The sequence below is a fragment of the Reyranella sp. genome, assembly GCF_036558665.1.
Lineage (GTDB): Bacteria > Pseudomonadota > Alphaproteobacteria > Reyranellales > Reyranellaceae > Reyranella.
The window spans coordinates 70,061-83,906 of the sequence record NZ_DATBFE010000139.1 but is presented as its reverse complement, the minus strand read 5'-3'; the positions used below and the strand labels follow the sequence as shown (position 1 = coordinate 83,906).

The following is a 13,846-nucleotide window of genomic DNA, read 5'->3' as shown; positions in this document are numbered from 1 at the left end:
CACGGCAGCAGGCGCGACCCTCGGAGGTCTTACGTCCAACGAGCCCGGTCCGCGTTCGCCGATCCCGCAGGTGCCGATCCATATCCGCCGAAGCCGCCGGCCTCGCCGTGCCGTTTGCGCAGAACTGCGACGACCTCATTTGGAAGCGCTTCTCCTGCTGGCGAAGTCGAGAGCGTCGGCGCCGCACTTGCGCCGTGACGAGCCGTTCGACTGCGCACGCTTCGCAAGGGCGCTGAGTACATCGCGTCACGCGTCTGGTGGGATTCGCCGCAATCGCATTGCTTCTCGTCGCATCGAGCGTCGAGCGAGGCGGCTCTGGCATCGCCCCGAATTGGTTCTATGATCGCGCGTAACGCACGACAGCATTGGGAGCAAGCGATGGCCAAGGTGGCGTTTCTGGGTCTCGGCGTGATGGGCTTTCCGATGGCGGGCCATCTCGCGGCGAAGGGACACGAGGTGGTGGTCTACAACCGCACCTTCGCCAAGGCCGAAGCCTGGACCCGGAAGCACAAGGGCACGACTGCCCGCACGCCCAAGGAGGCGGCGGCCAGCCGCGAGATCGTGTTCTGCTGCGTGGGCAACGACGACGACCTGCGCTCGGTCGTGCTGGGTGAGAACGGCGCGTTCGCCGGCATGTCTCGTGGCTCGATCTTCTTCGACAACACCACCGCCTCGGCCGACATCGCGCGCGAGCTGCATGCCGCCGGCAAGAAGCTTGGGATCGACTTCATCGATGCCCCGGTTTCGGGCGGCCAGGCCGGTGCCGAGAACGGCCAGCTCACGGTGATGTGCGGTGGCGGCCAGGCGCCCTTCGACAAGGCCAAGCCGGTGGCCGATTGCTACGCCAGGGCGGTGACCCTGATCGGCCCGCCGGGGTCGGGCCAGATCACCAAGATGATGAACCAGATGTGCATCGCAGGCATTGTCCAGGGGCTGGCCGAGGCGCTGAACCTCGGGCAACGCTCCGGCCTCGACATGGACAAGGTGATGAGCGCGATCTCCAAAGGAGCGGCACAAAGCTGGCAAATGGAGAACCGCTGGCAGAACATGATCGCCGGCAAGTTCGATTACGGCTTCGCGGTCGACTGGATGCGCAAGGATCTCGGCATCTGCCTCGCCGAAGGCAAGCGCGCCAAGGCGGCCATGCCGCTGGTCGCCCTCGTCGATCAGTTCTACGCGCGTGTGCAGGAGCGTGGCGGTGGGCGCTGGGACACGTCGAGCCTGATCCAGCCATTGCAGAAACCATGAGCGACTATCGGCTCTATGGCCGGCCCGGCTGGGGCTCGGCGATCGTCGAGGCGCAGCTCGTCTGGTATGGGCTGCCCTTCGCCTTCGAGGCGGTCGGCGATCTCTTCAAGGCGCCGGATGCCCGGGCGAAGCTGGAAAAAGTCAATCCGCTGGCGCAGGTGCCGACCCTCGTGCTGCCGGACGGCGGTGTGATGAGCGAGAGCGCCGCCATCACGTTGTTGCTTGCCGATATCACGGGCCGCGACTCCCTGGTGCCAAGGCCCGGCGCGCCCGAGCGGGCGCGGTTCCTGCGCTGGCTGATCTTTCTCGTCGCCAACATTTATCCGACCTTCACCTATGCCGACGATCCGGCGCGCTTCGTTTCCGTGAACGCCGCCCGCGATCCCTTCCGCGCCGCCACCGACGCCTATGCGCAAAGGCTGTGGCGGCAGGTCAACAGCGAAGCGGCTACTCCGTTCTTCCTCGGTGAGCGTTTCTCCGCGCTCGACATCTATATCGACGTTATGACCCGCTGGCGGCCCAAGCGCGGCTGGTTCGAGATCGAGACGCCGAAGCTGTTTGCGATTGCCCGTCACGCCGACCAGGTGGCCGAACTCCGTCCCGTCTGGGCGCGCAACTGGCCGGCATGACCTGCGTCGGCATCGTCGGCGGCCTCGGGGTAGGCGCCACGGTTCACTACTACGAAAAGATCACGGCAGCCTGCAAAGCCCGCGGGCTGGTACCCGACCTTGCGTTCGTCCATGCCGATGTCGACCATGGCCAGGATCTGGTCCGCGCCGGCAAGCTCGACGCGCTGGCCGACTATCTGGCGACATTCATCGACAGGCTCGGCCGGGCCGGCGCCGACGCGGCCGCGCTTCCCGCCGTGACACCGCACATCTGCATCAGCCAGTTGAAGCGGCGCGCGCGCCTGCCGATCATCAATATTGTCGAACCGATCGAGGCCGAGATGCGCGCGCGCCGGATCACGCGGGTGGCGCTGTTCGGCACCATATTCACCATGCAAGGCAGCCTGTGGGGCCAACTCTCGAGCGCCGAGATCGTGCAGCCCCGGCCGGACGAGATGGACTTCATCGGGGCGGTCTATCAGCGCATCCTCGACACGCAGAAAGCGGATCCCCGCGATGCCGCCGGCCTGCGCCGCATCGCCGCCGATCTGCAGCGCCGCGACGGCGTCGAGGGGATTCTGCTCGCGGGCACCGACCTCGCGCTGATGTTCGACGAGGCGACGGCCGGTTTCCCTGCCATAGACCTGGCGCGCCTGCATATCGAGGCGATCGTCGACCGGCTGACGGGTCCGTGATGAGCCCGCGTGATCACGACGCGCAGCCGTCGTCGTGGGCCGAGGCGGTCACAGTCGGCTCGATCGCTTTCGTTCTGCTGCTCGGCCTGATGGCGTGGCTCGACAATGTTCATCTCAGCACGACCAACGGCCTGTGGAAGAGCGTCAATGTGGGAGACTGGAAAGCGGATTTCGCAACCGCTGCACTCGATCCCTCGAACTATCTCTACTATCCCTTGATGGCGGCGTTGTGCCGTCTGCTCGATCTTCTCGACGTCCACGGAGGCAGGATCTGGCAGCAGCTTGCGGTGATCAACGTCGCCTTCGGTGCGCTCTCGGTCGCGATTGTCTATGGGTTGGTGCGCCGGCTCACCAATCGACAGGCGGTAGCCACACTTGCCGCGCTCGTTCATCTCGGCAGCGCCGGCTTCCTGTCACTTGCCGTGTCGAACGAGGACATCGTCCCGAGTTACATGGTGATATTGGCGGCTATGGCGATGGCATCGATTTGGTTTGCCGCACCGACGCCACGACAGGTTGCAGCCGTCGCCGTCGTCTTCACCGTGGGCTGGCTAATGGAATGGCGGCTGATGTTTCCGCTCCTGCCGCCGCTTCTGCTGGCCCTTGTACTCTCGAAGGGCACGCCTCGGCGCCGCACCGCGCTGGTCGCCCTTTTTCTCGCCGTCATGGTGGCGGTCGCCCTTCTGGCGGCCAATCGATGGGAAGGTCACAACGGCGCGGTCGGGCTGCCGGACCTGCTGTGGACCGGCAAGGCGGTGGGTAGCGGTTGGGGCGGCTTCTCGATCGACAAGCTCGGCCTCGTGATCGCGGGTATGGGAGAATATCTGCTCGGCGGCCGCAATCTGCCCGCCGCGCATCTCTTCCGCGCCGAAGGAGCCGAATGGGCAATCGCCTTCGGCATCGAGTTCATGTTGCTGCTTTCGATGCTGCTCCTGCTCTGGAAGAGGCGCGATGACGGGACCATGCGTACGGTCGCGGTCCTGTTTCTCGGCACGCTGGCAGCCGGTGAAGTGATGAACGGCTATTCCCAACCGACCGATCCGCAGATGCAGATCAATGTCATGCCCTGGGTCACGATCGCTGCAGCGCTGCTTCTGGCAGAGGCCGCGAAGCTGACCGCTTCACGGCACGTAGTCATCCTGATCGGCACGGGCATGGCGCTTGCGCTGCTCGCGTACAATGTCGCCGCTTTCAGCGCCGAACGCGGCCGCGACGGGAAAATAGAGGCGGCGCTGCGCGGGCTCGAACGCCTGTCTGATCCTGCCCGTACCGTTTATGTCTATTCGGGCTGGGAGACCATGGTCACATGGCAATACGTGGCCTGGGCGCACCGCTGGGAGGGCGTCTGCGATCTTGGACCGGCGCCCCGGCCAGCGCCCAAGTTCAAGTGGATCAGCCTGTTCGGCCCGCTGGTTCATCATCCGTCATGGACGAACCGGGAATATGTCGCCGCCATCGAGGCCGAACTCGACTGTGCCTTCGACAAGGGTTACCGCGTGATTGCCGGGCCAGTCTGGGCGAAGTCGGCCGACCAACTGGCGGATTGGATGACCTCCCTCAATGCGCGCAATCGCGGCCCTGCCCTGCGGGCGCTGCTCGACCGCTATCGCGCCACGCCGCTCGGCGGTCCGACCATCGACGGCATCGAAGGCTATCGCGAGATTGTCCGGTCCGAGTAGACGCGGTGCGCGGGAGTCAGAAGGTCTGTCGGACGCCCACGATCTCGCCCAGGCAGCGACCGACATGTTCGGCCGTGTCGCCGGCGAGCCCTTCGACTTCGATCTCGACCGAGAGCAGGTCGGCATCGGCCTGGGCGAAGACGCGCGCCGGCACCAAGCCGCGCTTGGCCAGAAGCTCGAGTGCACGCGGCAAGACGCCGGGCTCGGCGTCGGCGTCGAAACAGTAGCGAACGGTCGATGGATTACGCTTGAGCGCCAGGACGGCGGACGATCGGGCGGACATGGAACGACTCCTCGGAAGACGGGCGAACAGCGACAGGCCGGTCTGCAGCGCAAACCGGGGTGCTAATTCGCCGACCGAGGAGGTCCATGCGGTCCATGCGGCTACTGTAGCGCGAATCGCCCATCGCACGCTACCCTTCCGGCGACCGAACAACGGGAAGGAAACAAATATGCGCTCGATGCCCATCTACGAGGTTCATGCGGTCAAGTATGCCCACCTGCCGCGCAAGGCGTGGGAAGTGCAGATCAGCCCCGACCCGCATGATGCCGACTTCCCGATGGACTATTTCGTCTGGGCCGTGATTCCCCTCGATCGCGAAGGCAAGCGGGAGATCGGCGCCAAGCCGGTCATCGTCGATACGGGCTTCAACGCGCAAATCGGCAAGAAGCGGGGCCGCGAGGTGAAAAAGAATCCGGCCGACCTGCTGGGGGAGCTCGGCATCGACGCCAACGAGATCGAAGACGTGATCGTCACCCACCTGCACTACGATCATATCGGCAACTGGGACCGCTTCCCCAAGGCCCGCTTTCACCTGCAGGACAAGGAGATGCAGTTCGCCACCGGCCGGCACATGTGCAAGGACACCTTCCGCCATGCCTACGAATGCGACGACATCATCGGCATGGTGCGCGCACTCTACGGCAAGCGCGTGGTGTTCCATGACGGCGACGAGGAAATCCAGCCCGGCCTCTCCGTTCATCTGATCGGTGGCCACACGATGGGCATCCAGTCAGTGCGCGTGAATACGCGCAATGGCTGGCTCGTGCTCGCCTCCGATGCTTCGCACTATTTCTGGGGCGTCAACAACGACAAGCTGTTCTCGATCGTATTTTCGGTGGCCGATATGCTGGCAGGCTACGACAAGCTTCGGAAGCTCGCCGAGGGCCGCACCGAGATGATCATTCCCGGCCATGATGCCGAGGTGACCAAGCGCTATCCGGCTTCGGGGAAGGGCCTCGAGGGTGTGAGCGTGCGGCTCGACTGACCCGCTACTTCCGAGCGACGATCAGGAGCGCCTGCATCGGCGCTTCGATCGGCCCTTCTCCGTACACATGGGCCAGCGCCTCGGCCGCGGCGTCGGTTGCAGCCGCGAGACCCTGCGGCGCGCGAGCCTCGATCTCGCCGCGCATCGGAGTCCCCTGGCAAAGGCCGATCGCCGCATCGCGATGCGACGGGGCTCGGCTGGGCAACGTGACGACATCGACGGTCACGCGGCCGAACCCGGCCTCGGCAAGCTCCGCGCGAATGACCTTCTGATCGAAGTGCCCGTGCGGCGTGCGGGCCAGGAAGCGCGGCGGATCGGCCGGAAAGCGAACGGCCATCGCGTCGACCACGCAGCGCGTCATCGGATTGTGCGCGAGGCTGTCCCAGATCGCGATCACTGCCCGGCCAGCCGGCCGCAGCACGCGGTAAGCCTCACGATAACCCCGCACGCGATCGGGGAAGAACATCGCGCCGAACTGACACACGACAGCATCGAAGCTGCCGTCCTCGAAGGGCAAGGCAAGCGCATCGGCCTGGCGCAGCTTGGCGCGCGCCAGGCCTGGCTTGGCACCGGCAAAGTCGATCATGGCCTGGTTGAGGTCGGTGGCGACGATATCGACCGTGGGAGGCAACCGCTCGGCCAGCACCTGCGTCACGATACCGGTCCCGGCGGCCGTCTCGAGCAGCGCACCCGTTTTCAAGTCGGCCAAGCGTGCCGCGGCTTCCACGGCATAGGGCTCGAACAGGAGCGGGCCCAGATAGCGGTCGTAGAGCGCCGGAATCGAACCGGTGAAGACGGTATCGGTGCTCGCCATGGTCCCTCCCGGACCGGCCATCCGACTACGGAGGCGTGCGACTCACTTCTTCTCGATGTTCCAGAGCGCCAGCGCCGGTGTGTGCAGGAGGCCCACGATGTTGCTGCGAATGGCGGTCGGTGTCGTGAACTGGCCCAGCGGTACATGGGTCGGGTAGTCGATCACGCGGAGCTGGACCTGCTCGGCGATCGCCTTCTGCTTCGCCGGATCGGTTTCGAAGGCATAGGCATCGCGCAGCTTCTCGAGCTCGGGATCACAGGACCAGCCGAACGTCGCCTTGTCGCAGGCGCCGCTCAGGAAGGCCGTCGACACCGGATTCAATACGTCGGTCGCGCCCCACGAGGTGAAGTAGGCGCTCCAGCCGCCCTGATCCAACGGTTCCTTCTTGGCGCGCCGCGTTACCAGGGTCTGCCAGTCCATCGCCTGGAGATCGACCTTGAAGCCCGCTCGCTCGAGCTGCGGCTTGGCGACTGTCGCGAGGTTGCTGTGATTGGGCAGGTCGGTCTGATGCAGGAGCACGATCGGCGTGCCGTCATAGCCCGCCTCCTGCAGGATCTGCCTGGCCTTGGCGGTATTGCCCGAGAGCTTGTCCTCCCAGCCCTTGGTCGATTCCAAAGGTGAACCGCAGGGGAACAGCGACTTGCAGACCTTGTAGTAGGCCGGATTGCCGACATTGGCGTCGAGGAACTCCTTCTCGTCCAGCGCGTACAGGACGGCCTGCCGGATCTTCGGGTTGTCGAACGGCTTGTGCAGCACATTGAAGCGCATCGCGTACTGCCGGCCCGCCGTATTGGTCACGAAGATCCTGATGTCCTTCTCCTTGGCCAGCAGCGGCAACAGATCGGGCGGGACGATCTCGATCAGATCGATTTCGCCGCTCAGCAGGGCATTGACCTGCGTCTGAGGATCCGGGATGGAAATCCATTCGACGCGGTCGACCTTCGCCACCTTGCCGCCGGCAAGGCCGGAGGCCGGCTCGTTGCGCGGCTTGTAGCGCGGGTTTTTCACGTACACCGTCTTTTCGCCGGGCCGCGACTCGTCCTTCTTGTAGATGAACGGACCGGAACCCGTGGTGTCGGTGATCTGCTGGTTGGGATCGGTCTCGGCGACGCGCTTGGGCATCATGAAGGGCACGTTCGAGCTCGACTTGCCGAGCGTTTCGAGCACCAGGCCGTAGGGACGCTTCAGCGCCATCCTGATGGTCTTCGCGTCGAGTGCGCCGAGCTCGGCGGTCACGCTCATCAGCTTCTGGCCCATGCCGTCCTTGGCGCCCCAGCGCTTGATCGATGCCACGCAGTCCTCGGCGGTGACGGGTGTGCCGTCGCTCCATTCGAGGCCGTCGCGCAGGGTGAAGGTCCAGGTGAGCTGGTCGGCCGATGTCTCCCACTTGTCGACCATCTGCGGCTTCACCGCGAGCTTCTCGTCGACGGCGAACAGCGTGTCGTAGATCATGTGGCCGTGGTGCGTGGAGATCAGCGCCGTGGTCCATACCGGATCGATGATCTTGAGGTCCGAATGCAGCGCCACTCGCAGCACCGTCTCGGCGTTGGCCGTGGCGCCGCCCGCCATGACAAGGGCCGCCGCGAGGGCGCAAAGGACACGAGCGATCGCCAACATCGGCGTTTCTCCCCTTCAAGAAGCGACGGCAGGATAGGCCGGTCAATCGCCTCGCGCGATCTCCAAAAGCGCCTTCCAGTCGGCGAACTTGACACGCGGGCGGCCGTGCGCCGAGCCCGCGGCGACCTCGGCCTTGTCGATCCGATGCCAGCCCGCCGCATCGATCGACCGCGGCAGCGGATCGGGACCACTCTTGGGGTCGCGCTTGCCGAGCCAGGCCAGCACGTCTCGCGCCACGGCATGACTGTCGGCACGGTTGGTGGGGATGGTGCCGGTCGGCCCGTGCCGCGCCCACCCGACCGCGAACACGCCCTCCCTCCTGGGAAACTCCTCGCCATGGTAACCGATGCAGGTGATGACCAGATCCGCCGCCAGCTTGCCGCAAGCAAGCTCGATCTCGCCGGGCCGGATCGCGACCGGCGCTGCATTGAAGCGGAAATGAACCGACAGCGGCTTGCTGCCGGACTTGTTGGCAGCGAAGCCTCGCAGGATCTCGAGGTTCTTCGCCTTGCGCAGCCGCTCCGGCGTTGGGCCCGTCGCCGACGCATCGACTGCGAGCTCCGCGGAATCGGCAAGCGCCACGGCGCGGCCGAGCCGGCCCATCTCGGCGAGTTCGTTGTTGGTGAAAGAGGCGTGCTCGGATCCGCGCCGGCCGATCACATGGATGTCGGTGAGCGGGGCTTTGGCGATGGCATCTCCAGCTTCGGGCACGATGTCGCTCCTGGCCATCTCGTCGGGCCCCTTGGCCAGCAGGCGGGCGACATCGAGCGCCACGTTGCCGTTGCCGATCACAGCGACCTGCCGCACCGCACTCAAGTCGGGGCCATGGCGAAAGTCGGGATGCCCGTTCAGCCACGCCACGAACTTCCAGGAGCCCCAAACGTGAGGCAGATCCTCGCCCGGCACGCCAAGCTTGCGGTCGACTACCATGCCCGTCGCGACGACCACGGCATCGTAGTCCTCGCACAATTCGTCCCACGAAAGGTCGCGGCCGATCTCGACATTGCCGGCAAAGCGCACGTCCGGCTGGGCGAGCAGACGTTCAAACTGGCGGACGACGGCCTTGGTCCCCTGATGGTCGGGCGCAACGCCGGACCGCGCCAGGCCGAACGGCGTCGGCAATCGGTCGATCAAGTCGATCTTCAGGTCCGGCTGGCCGCGCAACAGGCCGTCCGCCGCATAGAAGCCGGAAGGTCCGGCCCCGACGATGGCGACCCGATGAGTCATGGCGGCCCGCTTAGCATATGATACCGCCATGTCCAGATACCCCCGCTTGCGCCAGCTTGGCCGACCGGCGCCGCTCCCTGCATCTCCCGACAAAGCCGTCCTCGAGGTCGTGCCCAATCCCGATCCGAAGGCGTTGTATCTCGTGCGCTTCACGGCGCCCGAGTTCACCACGCTCTGTCCCATGACCGGCCAGCCCGACTTCGCTCATCTCGTGATCGACTACGCACCGCGCAGCAGGCTCGTGGAGAGCAAGTCGCTGAAGCTTTTCCTCGGCAGCTTCCGCAACCAAGCCGACTTTCACGAGGCCTGCACAGTTGCGATCGGTCAACGGTTGGTCAAAACGCTGCGGCCGCGCTGGCTCAGGATCGGCGGCTACTGGTATCCGCGCGGCGGCATGCCGATCGATGTCTTCTGGCAGACCGGCCAACCGCCCAAGGGATTGTGGCTTCCCGATCAGGGCGTCACGGGCTATCGCGGCCGGTAGACCGTGCGATGAGCCGCCGACCGCCCGTTCCGAAACGTCCGCCCAAGGTGGCGAGCCCGGGCGAGTTGCGCGAGGTAATCCGTGGCGAGGCGCTGCGACTCGGATTCGACGCCGTGGGTTTCGCGCCGGCCTCGCTGGCGCCGGAGGTGCGCCGCGAACGCCTGGCGAATCTCGCCTCCCTCGTCGCACAGGGCCTTCATGGCGATATGGGTTGGCTTGCCACGCGTGCCGAGCAGCGCGCCGATCCCGTGACGCTCTGGCCCGAGGCGCGAACGGTCGTGTCGCTGGCACTCAACTACGCACCACCCCGAGATCCGCGAGAGACATTGTCCTTGCTGGACCACGCGGCGATCTCGGTCTATGCCCAGGGGCGCGACTACCACGAGGTAGTAAAGAACAAGCTGAAGGCGCTCGGCCGGTTCATCTGGGATACCTATCGGCACGAAATCAAGGTGTTCGTCGACACTGCGCCCGTGATGGAGAAGCCTGTTGCCCAGGCAAGCGGCCTCGGCTGGCAGGGCAAGCATACCAATCTGGTGTCGCGCCAATTCGGCTCCTGGCTGTTTCTCGGCGAGCTGCTGCTCTCGGCCGAGCTTCCCGTCGACGCGCCGGAGAGCGATCACTGCGGCCAATGCCATGCGTGTCTCGATGTCTGCCCGACCAGGGCTTTCCCCGCACCGTACCGGCTCGAAGCGCGGCGCTGCATCTCCTATCTCACGATCGAACACGAGGGGCCGATCGATCCCGATCTTCGGCCGCTCCTCGGCAACCGCATCTATGGCTGCGACGATTGCCTTGCCGTCTGTCCCTGGAACAAGTTCGCGCAAACGGCACACGAAGAAGCGTTGCGGGCGCGTCCGGATCTCGACGCCCCTCTGCTCGCCGAGCTCGCGACCCTCGACGATGCGACGTTCCGGCGACGTTTTGCCGGGACCGCGATCAAGCGCATCGGCCGCGATCGCCTTCTGCGCAACGTCGCCTATGCGCTCGGCAACAGCAAGATGCCCGGGACGGCTCTGCCGGCCGTCGAGCGACTTCTGGACGACGAGTCGCCCCTGGTCAGGGGAGCGGCGGTGTGGGCCCTGTCGCGGCTTGCCCCACACGATTTTCGGCGACGGCGCCCTGCCATCGACGAACCGGATGATTCGGTCCGTGGCGAGTGGCTGACGGCTGCTATCGGCGTGCCTTGAAAAAAGCCTGCAGGAGTTCGGCGGCTTCCTGCTCGGCGATGCCGCCATAGATCTCCGGTCGGTGGTGGCAGGTCGGCTGACTGAAAATGCGCGGCCCATGCTCGACACCGCCGCCCTTGGGGTCGGCGGCGCCGTAGTAGAGACGGCGCAGGCGCGCAAAGGAGATCGCCTGGGCGCACATCGGGCAGGGCTCGAGCGTGACGTAGAGGTCGCAGTCGACGAGGCGCGGGGCGCCGTACCCGGCCGCCGCCGCGCGGATTGCCTGCAGCTCGGCATGGGCCGTCGGGTCGCGATCGGCTTCCGTGCGGTTGCCGGCCGCGGCCAGTACCGCGCCGTCCGCTCCGACGATCACCGCGCCGACCGGCACCTCACCCCGCTCTGCGGCTGCCCGCGCTTCGCGGAGCGCACACTCCATCGGCGACAGTCTTGTCGTTGCGACCATATCGGGGAAAATACCGCAAACGGGTCGGAAGGAGTAATCATGCGCTTCAGCTTCACGCCGGAACAGGAGGAGTTCCGCGCCACCTTGAGGCGCGCCCTTGAAGCGCGCTCCCCCACCAAGGAGATCCGGCGGCTGATGGCGACCGAAGCGGGCTTCGAGCGCGATAGCTGGCACAAACTGAACCAGGAGCTGGGCCTGACGGCGCTCCACATTCCGGAGACCTATGGCGGACAGGGTTTCGGCTTCTCCGAGCTCGGCATCGTGCTGGAGGAGATGGGCCGAGGCCTGCTGTGCGCCCCCTATTTCTCCACCGCCGTTCTCGCCACCACGGCGATCCTCAACGCCGGCACGGAGGAGCAGAAGCAGGCGCTTTTGCCGTCGATCGCCTCCGGCGAGGTGACGGCCACCCTGGCCTTCTCCGAAGAAGGCGGCAGCAACCAAGCGTCCGCAGTGGCGATGACCGCAGCGCCGTCGGGCAGCGCCTTCCGCCTCGACGGCACGAAGAGCTTCGTGCTCGACGGCCACACTGCCGATCTGGTCGTCGTGCTGGCACGCCGGCCGGGCAGCAAGGGCGAGGATGGCCTCTCCTTCTTCACCGTTCCGGGCAATGCGCCGGGCCTCGAACGCCGGGCGCTCAGGACCATGGACGAGACGCGCAAGCTCGCTCATCTCACTTTCCGGTCGGTCGAGGCGAAGCTCCTTGGCGAAGCCGATGCCGCCGCCGTTCCCTTCGCCCGGACAATGCAGCAGGCGCTGATCTGCCTTGCCAACGAGATGGTCGGCGGCGCCGACCGGCTGCGCGAGGACGCGCTCGCCTATGTGAAGATGCGCATGCAATTCGGCCGTTCGATCGCCTCGTTCCAGACCACCAAGAACAAGGCGGCCGACATGCTGGTCGATGTCGAGCTCGCCAAGTCCGCCGCCTACTTCGCCGCCGCGGCGATCGACGAACGCGACGACGATCTGCCCGCGCTGGCTTCGCTCGCCAAGGCGTCGGCTGCCGAAGCCTGTCTGCAGACGGCGATCCATGCGGTGCAAATGCATGGCGGCATCGGCTTCACCTGGGACAACGACACGCATCTCTGGTTCAAGCGTGCCAAGTCGAGCGAGGTTCTGTTCGGCGATGCCAACGAGCATCGCGAGACGATGATGCAGCACTGGACGCACTGAGGAGCCAAGCATGAGCGAACCAACCGAAGAGAGCGTCCGCACCGAGGTCCGCGCCTGGCTGGCGGCCAACTGGAGTCCCGACTGCGGTCTGGTCGAATGGCGCAACAAGCTGGTCGACTCGGGCTGGGGCGCGCCGCACTGGCCCAGGCAATGGTACGGCCGCGATCTGCCGGTGAAGTTCGGCGCCGTCGTCGACGAGGAGTTTGCTCGCATCGGCGCCGTAGGAGTCGCCCGGGCGGGCATCCGCACGCTTGCCGCCGCGACCATCCTCGCGCACGGCACAGACCTGCATAAGGAAAAGTTCCTGCGCCGCATTCTCACGGGCGAGGATACCTGGTGCCAGCTCTTCAGCGAGCCCGGCAGCGGTTCGGATATGGCGGGTGCCGTGACCCGCGCCGACCGCCAGGGCAACAAGTGGGTGATCAACGGTCAGAAAGTCTGGACGACCTCGGCGCACAAGGCGCACTGGGGCCTGCTGCTGGCACGCGCCAACTGGGACGTCCCCAAGCACAAGGGGCTCGCCTACTTCGTCCTCGACATGAAGCAGCCCGGCGTTCAGGTGCATCCCCTGAAGCAGATGAACGGTCACGCCTCGTTCAACCAGGTGTTCTTCACCGACGCGATCGTCGAGCCGGAATTCCTGGTATCCGACGTAGGCGACGGCTGGACGGTCGCGACGACGACATTGATGCATGAGCGGCGCGGCGCCGATGCCTTACGGTCGTGGGCCGTGGCGTCCGACCGCAAGGGCCGCATCTACGACGAGGAGCGCGCCGAGATCGCGACCACGATGGAGCCCTACAAGTGGTATCCGCAGCGCGCCGGCCGCGTCGACCTCGTGATGGAGCGCGCAAAGGCGACCGGCAAGATCAACGACCCGGTGATCCGCCAGGAGATCGCCAGGCTCCTGATCATGTCGAAGTCGGCCGAATGGACGGCCCGCCGCGCCCGTGCCGCGCAGGAGCAGGGCCGGCCGCAGGGACCGGAGGGTTCGCTCGGCAAGCTGGTGTCCAGCCACATCGCCCGCCAGGCGGCACGGGTGCACACCTATATCAGCGGCGCCGACGCGCTCCTGAGCGGCGCCGACAGCCCGATGGACGGTGTCATCGCCGAGATCCTGGTCTCCGTCCCCGCCACCTCGATCGCCGGTGGTACCGACGAGATCCAGCGCAACATCATCTCCGAGCGCGTCCTCAAGATGCCCAAGGAACCCAGCGTCGACACCAACAAGCCATTCAAGGACGTGCCGCGGAACATCGTCTCCACCTCATGAGGCTTTTCCTCCCCGGCCAAGGCGGGGAGGTCGCCGAAAGCCAGAAGAGGCATTATCGATCCCGTCTCGTGACCTGAAGACGCGGGGACCTCGCCAACGACGTTGGAGAGGGAACGGCAATGAGTGGCGCG

Annotated in this window: 14 protein-coding genes; 9 read left to right on the top strand and 5 right to left on the bottom strand. The window is 65.9% G+C overall.

The features are described 5' to 3' along the window. Positions 1-378: 378 nt before the first annotated feature. From VH499_RS20570 to VH499_RS20555, 4 genes are read left to right on the top strand one after another with little or no spacing between them, the layout of a single operon-like run. Complete coding sequence (locus VH499_RS20570; protein WP_332054623.1) at positions 379-1,248, top strand: NAD(P)-dependent oxidoreductase; 870 nt, start codon at positions 379-381, stop codon at positions 1,246-1,248. Next, positions 1,245-1,877 (top strand): glutathione S-transferase, encoded by a 633-nt coding sequence (locus VH499_RS20565; RefSeq protein WP_332054622.1) that lies wholly within the window; start codon positions 1,245-1,247, stop codon positions 1,875-1,877. The genes VH499_RS20570 and VH499_RS20565 overlap by 4 nt, the downstream gene beginning before the upstream one ends. After that, positions 1,874-2,551, top strand: coding sequence for an aspartate/glutamate racemase family protein (locus VH499_RS20560; RefSeq protein WP_332054621.1), 678 nt, complete (start codon positions 1,874-1,876; stop codon positions 2,549-2,551). Before VH499_RS20565 ends, VH499_RS20560 begins: the two co-directional genes overlap by 4 nt. Continuing rightward, positions 2,551-4,230 carry a glycosyltransferase family 39 protein gene (locus VH499_RS20555; RefSeq protein WP_332054620.1) on the top strand — a complete coding sequence of 560 codons (1,680 nt, stop codon included), beginning with the start codon at positions 2,551-2,553 and terminating at the stop codon, positions 4,228-4,230. The genes VH499_RS20560 and VH499_RS20555 overlap by 1 nt, the downstream gene beginning before the upstream one ends. Positions 4,231-4,246: 16 nt before the next feature. Here the strand turns inward: VH499_RS20555 and VH499_RS20550 are convergent, their stop codons facing one another. Continuing rightward, a complete protein-coding gene (locus VH499_RS20550; protein ID WP_332054619.1) occupies positions 4,247-4,513 on the bottom strand; it encodes a hypothetical protein in 267 nt (88 codons plus the stop codon). Positions 4,514-4,682: 169 nt separating this feature from the next. On the opposite strand from VH499_RS20550, the gene VH499_RS20545 reads away from it, so the two are divergent. Beyond that, positions 4,683-5,498: an N-acyl homoserine lactonase family protein gene (locus tag VH499_RS20545; RefSeq protein WP_332054618.1), complete on the top strand. Its 816-nt coding sequence runs from the start codon at positions 4,683-4,685 to the stop codon at positions 5,496-5,498. A gap of 4 nt (positions 5,499-5,502) precedes the next feature. Here the strand turns inward: VH499_RS20545 and VH499_RS20540 are convergent, their stop codons facing one another. Genes VH499_RS20540 through VH499_RS20530 form a run of 3 tightly spaced genes read right to left on the bottom strand, consistent with a single transcriptional unit; the run spans position 5,503 to position 9,156 of the window. After that, positions 5,503-6,312 carry a class I SAM-dependent methyltransferase gene (locus tag VH499_RS20540; protein ID WP_332054617.1) on the bottom strand — a complete coding sequence of 270 codons (810 nt, stop codon included), beginning with the start codon at positions 6,310-6,312 and terminating at the stop codon, positions 5,503-5,505. A gap of 42 nt (positions 6,313-6,354) precedes the next feature. Continuing rightward, positions 6,355-7,929 (bottom strand): ABC transporter substrate-binding protein, encoded by a 1,575-nt coding sequence (locus VH499_RS20535; RefSeq protein WP_332054616.1) that lies wholly within the window; start codon positions 7,927-7,929, stop codon positions 6,355-6,357. 42 nt (positions 7,930-7,971) lie between these two features. Next, positions 7,972-9,156, bottom strand: coding sequence for an FAD-dependent oxidoreductase (locus tag VH499_RS20530; RefSeq protein WP_332054615.1), 1,185 nt, complete (start codon positions 9,154-9,156; stop codon positions 7,972-7,974). A 28-nt stretch (positions 9,157-9,184) separates the two neighbouring features. Between VH499_RS20530 and queF the strand changes: the two genes are divergently transcribed. Beyond that, the gene (gene queF / locus VH499_RS20525; RefSeq protein ID WP_332054614.1) at positions 9,185-9,640 is read left to right on the top strand and encodes a preQ(1) synthase; all 456 of its coding nucleotides are present in this window, start codon (positions 9,185-9,187) and stop codon (positions 9,638-9,640) included. Between the two features lie 8 nt (positions 9,641-9,648). Then, positions 9,649-10,830, top strand: a complete 1,182-nt coding sequence (gene queG / locus VH499_RS20520) for a tRNA epoxyqueuosine(34) reductase QueG (RefSeq protein WP_332054613.1) — start codon at positions 9,649-9,651, stop codon at positions 10,828-10,830. Here the strand turns inward: queG and VH499_RS20515 are convergent. Further along, entirely contained in the window at positions 10,814-11,272 is a 459-nt protein-coding gene (locus VH499_RS20515; protein ID WP_332054612.1) for a nucleoside deaminase, read from the bottom strand. The genes queG and VH499_RS20515 overlap by 17 nt on opposite strands. 39 nt (positions 11,273-11,311) lie before the next feature. Between VH499_RS20515 and VH499_RS20510 the strand changes: the two genes are divergently transcribed. Both VH499_RS20510 and VH499_RS20505 read left to right on the top strand, forming a co-directional pair. After that, positions 11,312-12,442, top strand: a complete 1,131-nt coding sequence (locus tag VH499_RS20510; RefSeq protein WP_332054611.1) for an acyl-CoA dehydrogenase family protein — start codon at positions 11,312-11,314, stop codon at positions 12,440-12,442. A gap of 10 nt (positions 12,443-12,452) precedes the next feature. After that, positions 12,453-13,715: an acyl-CoA dehydrogenase family protein gene (locus VH499_RS20505; RefSeq protein ID WP_332054610.1), complete on the top strand. Its 1,263-nt coding sequence runs from the start codon at positions 12,453-12,455 to the stop codon at positions 13,713-13,715. Positions 13,716-13,846 lie beyond the last annotated feature (131 nt).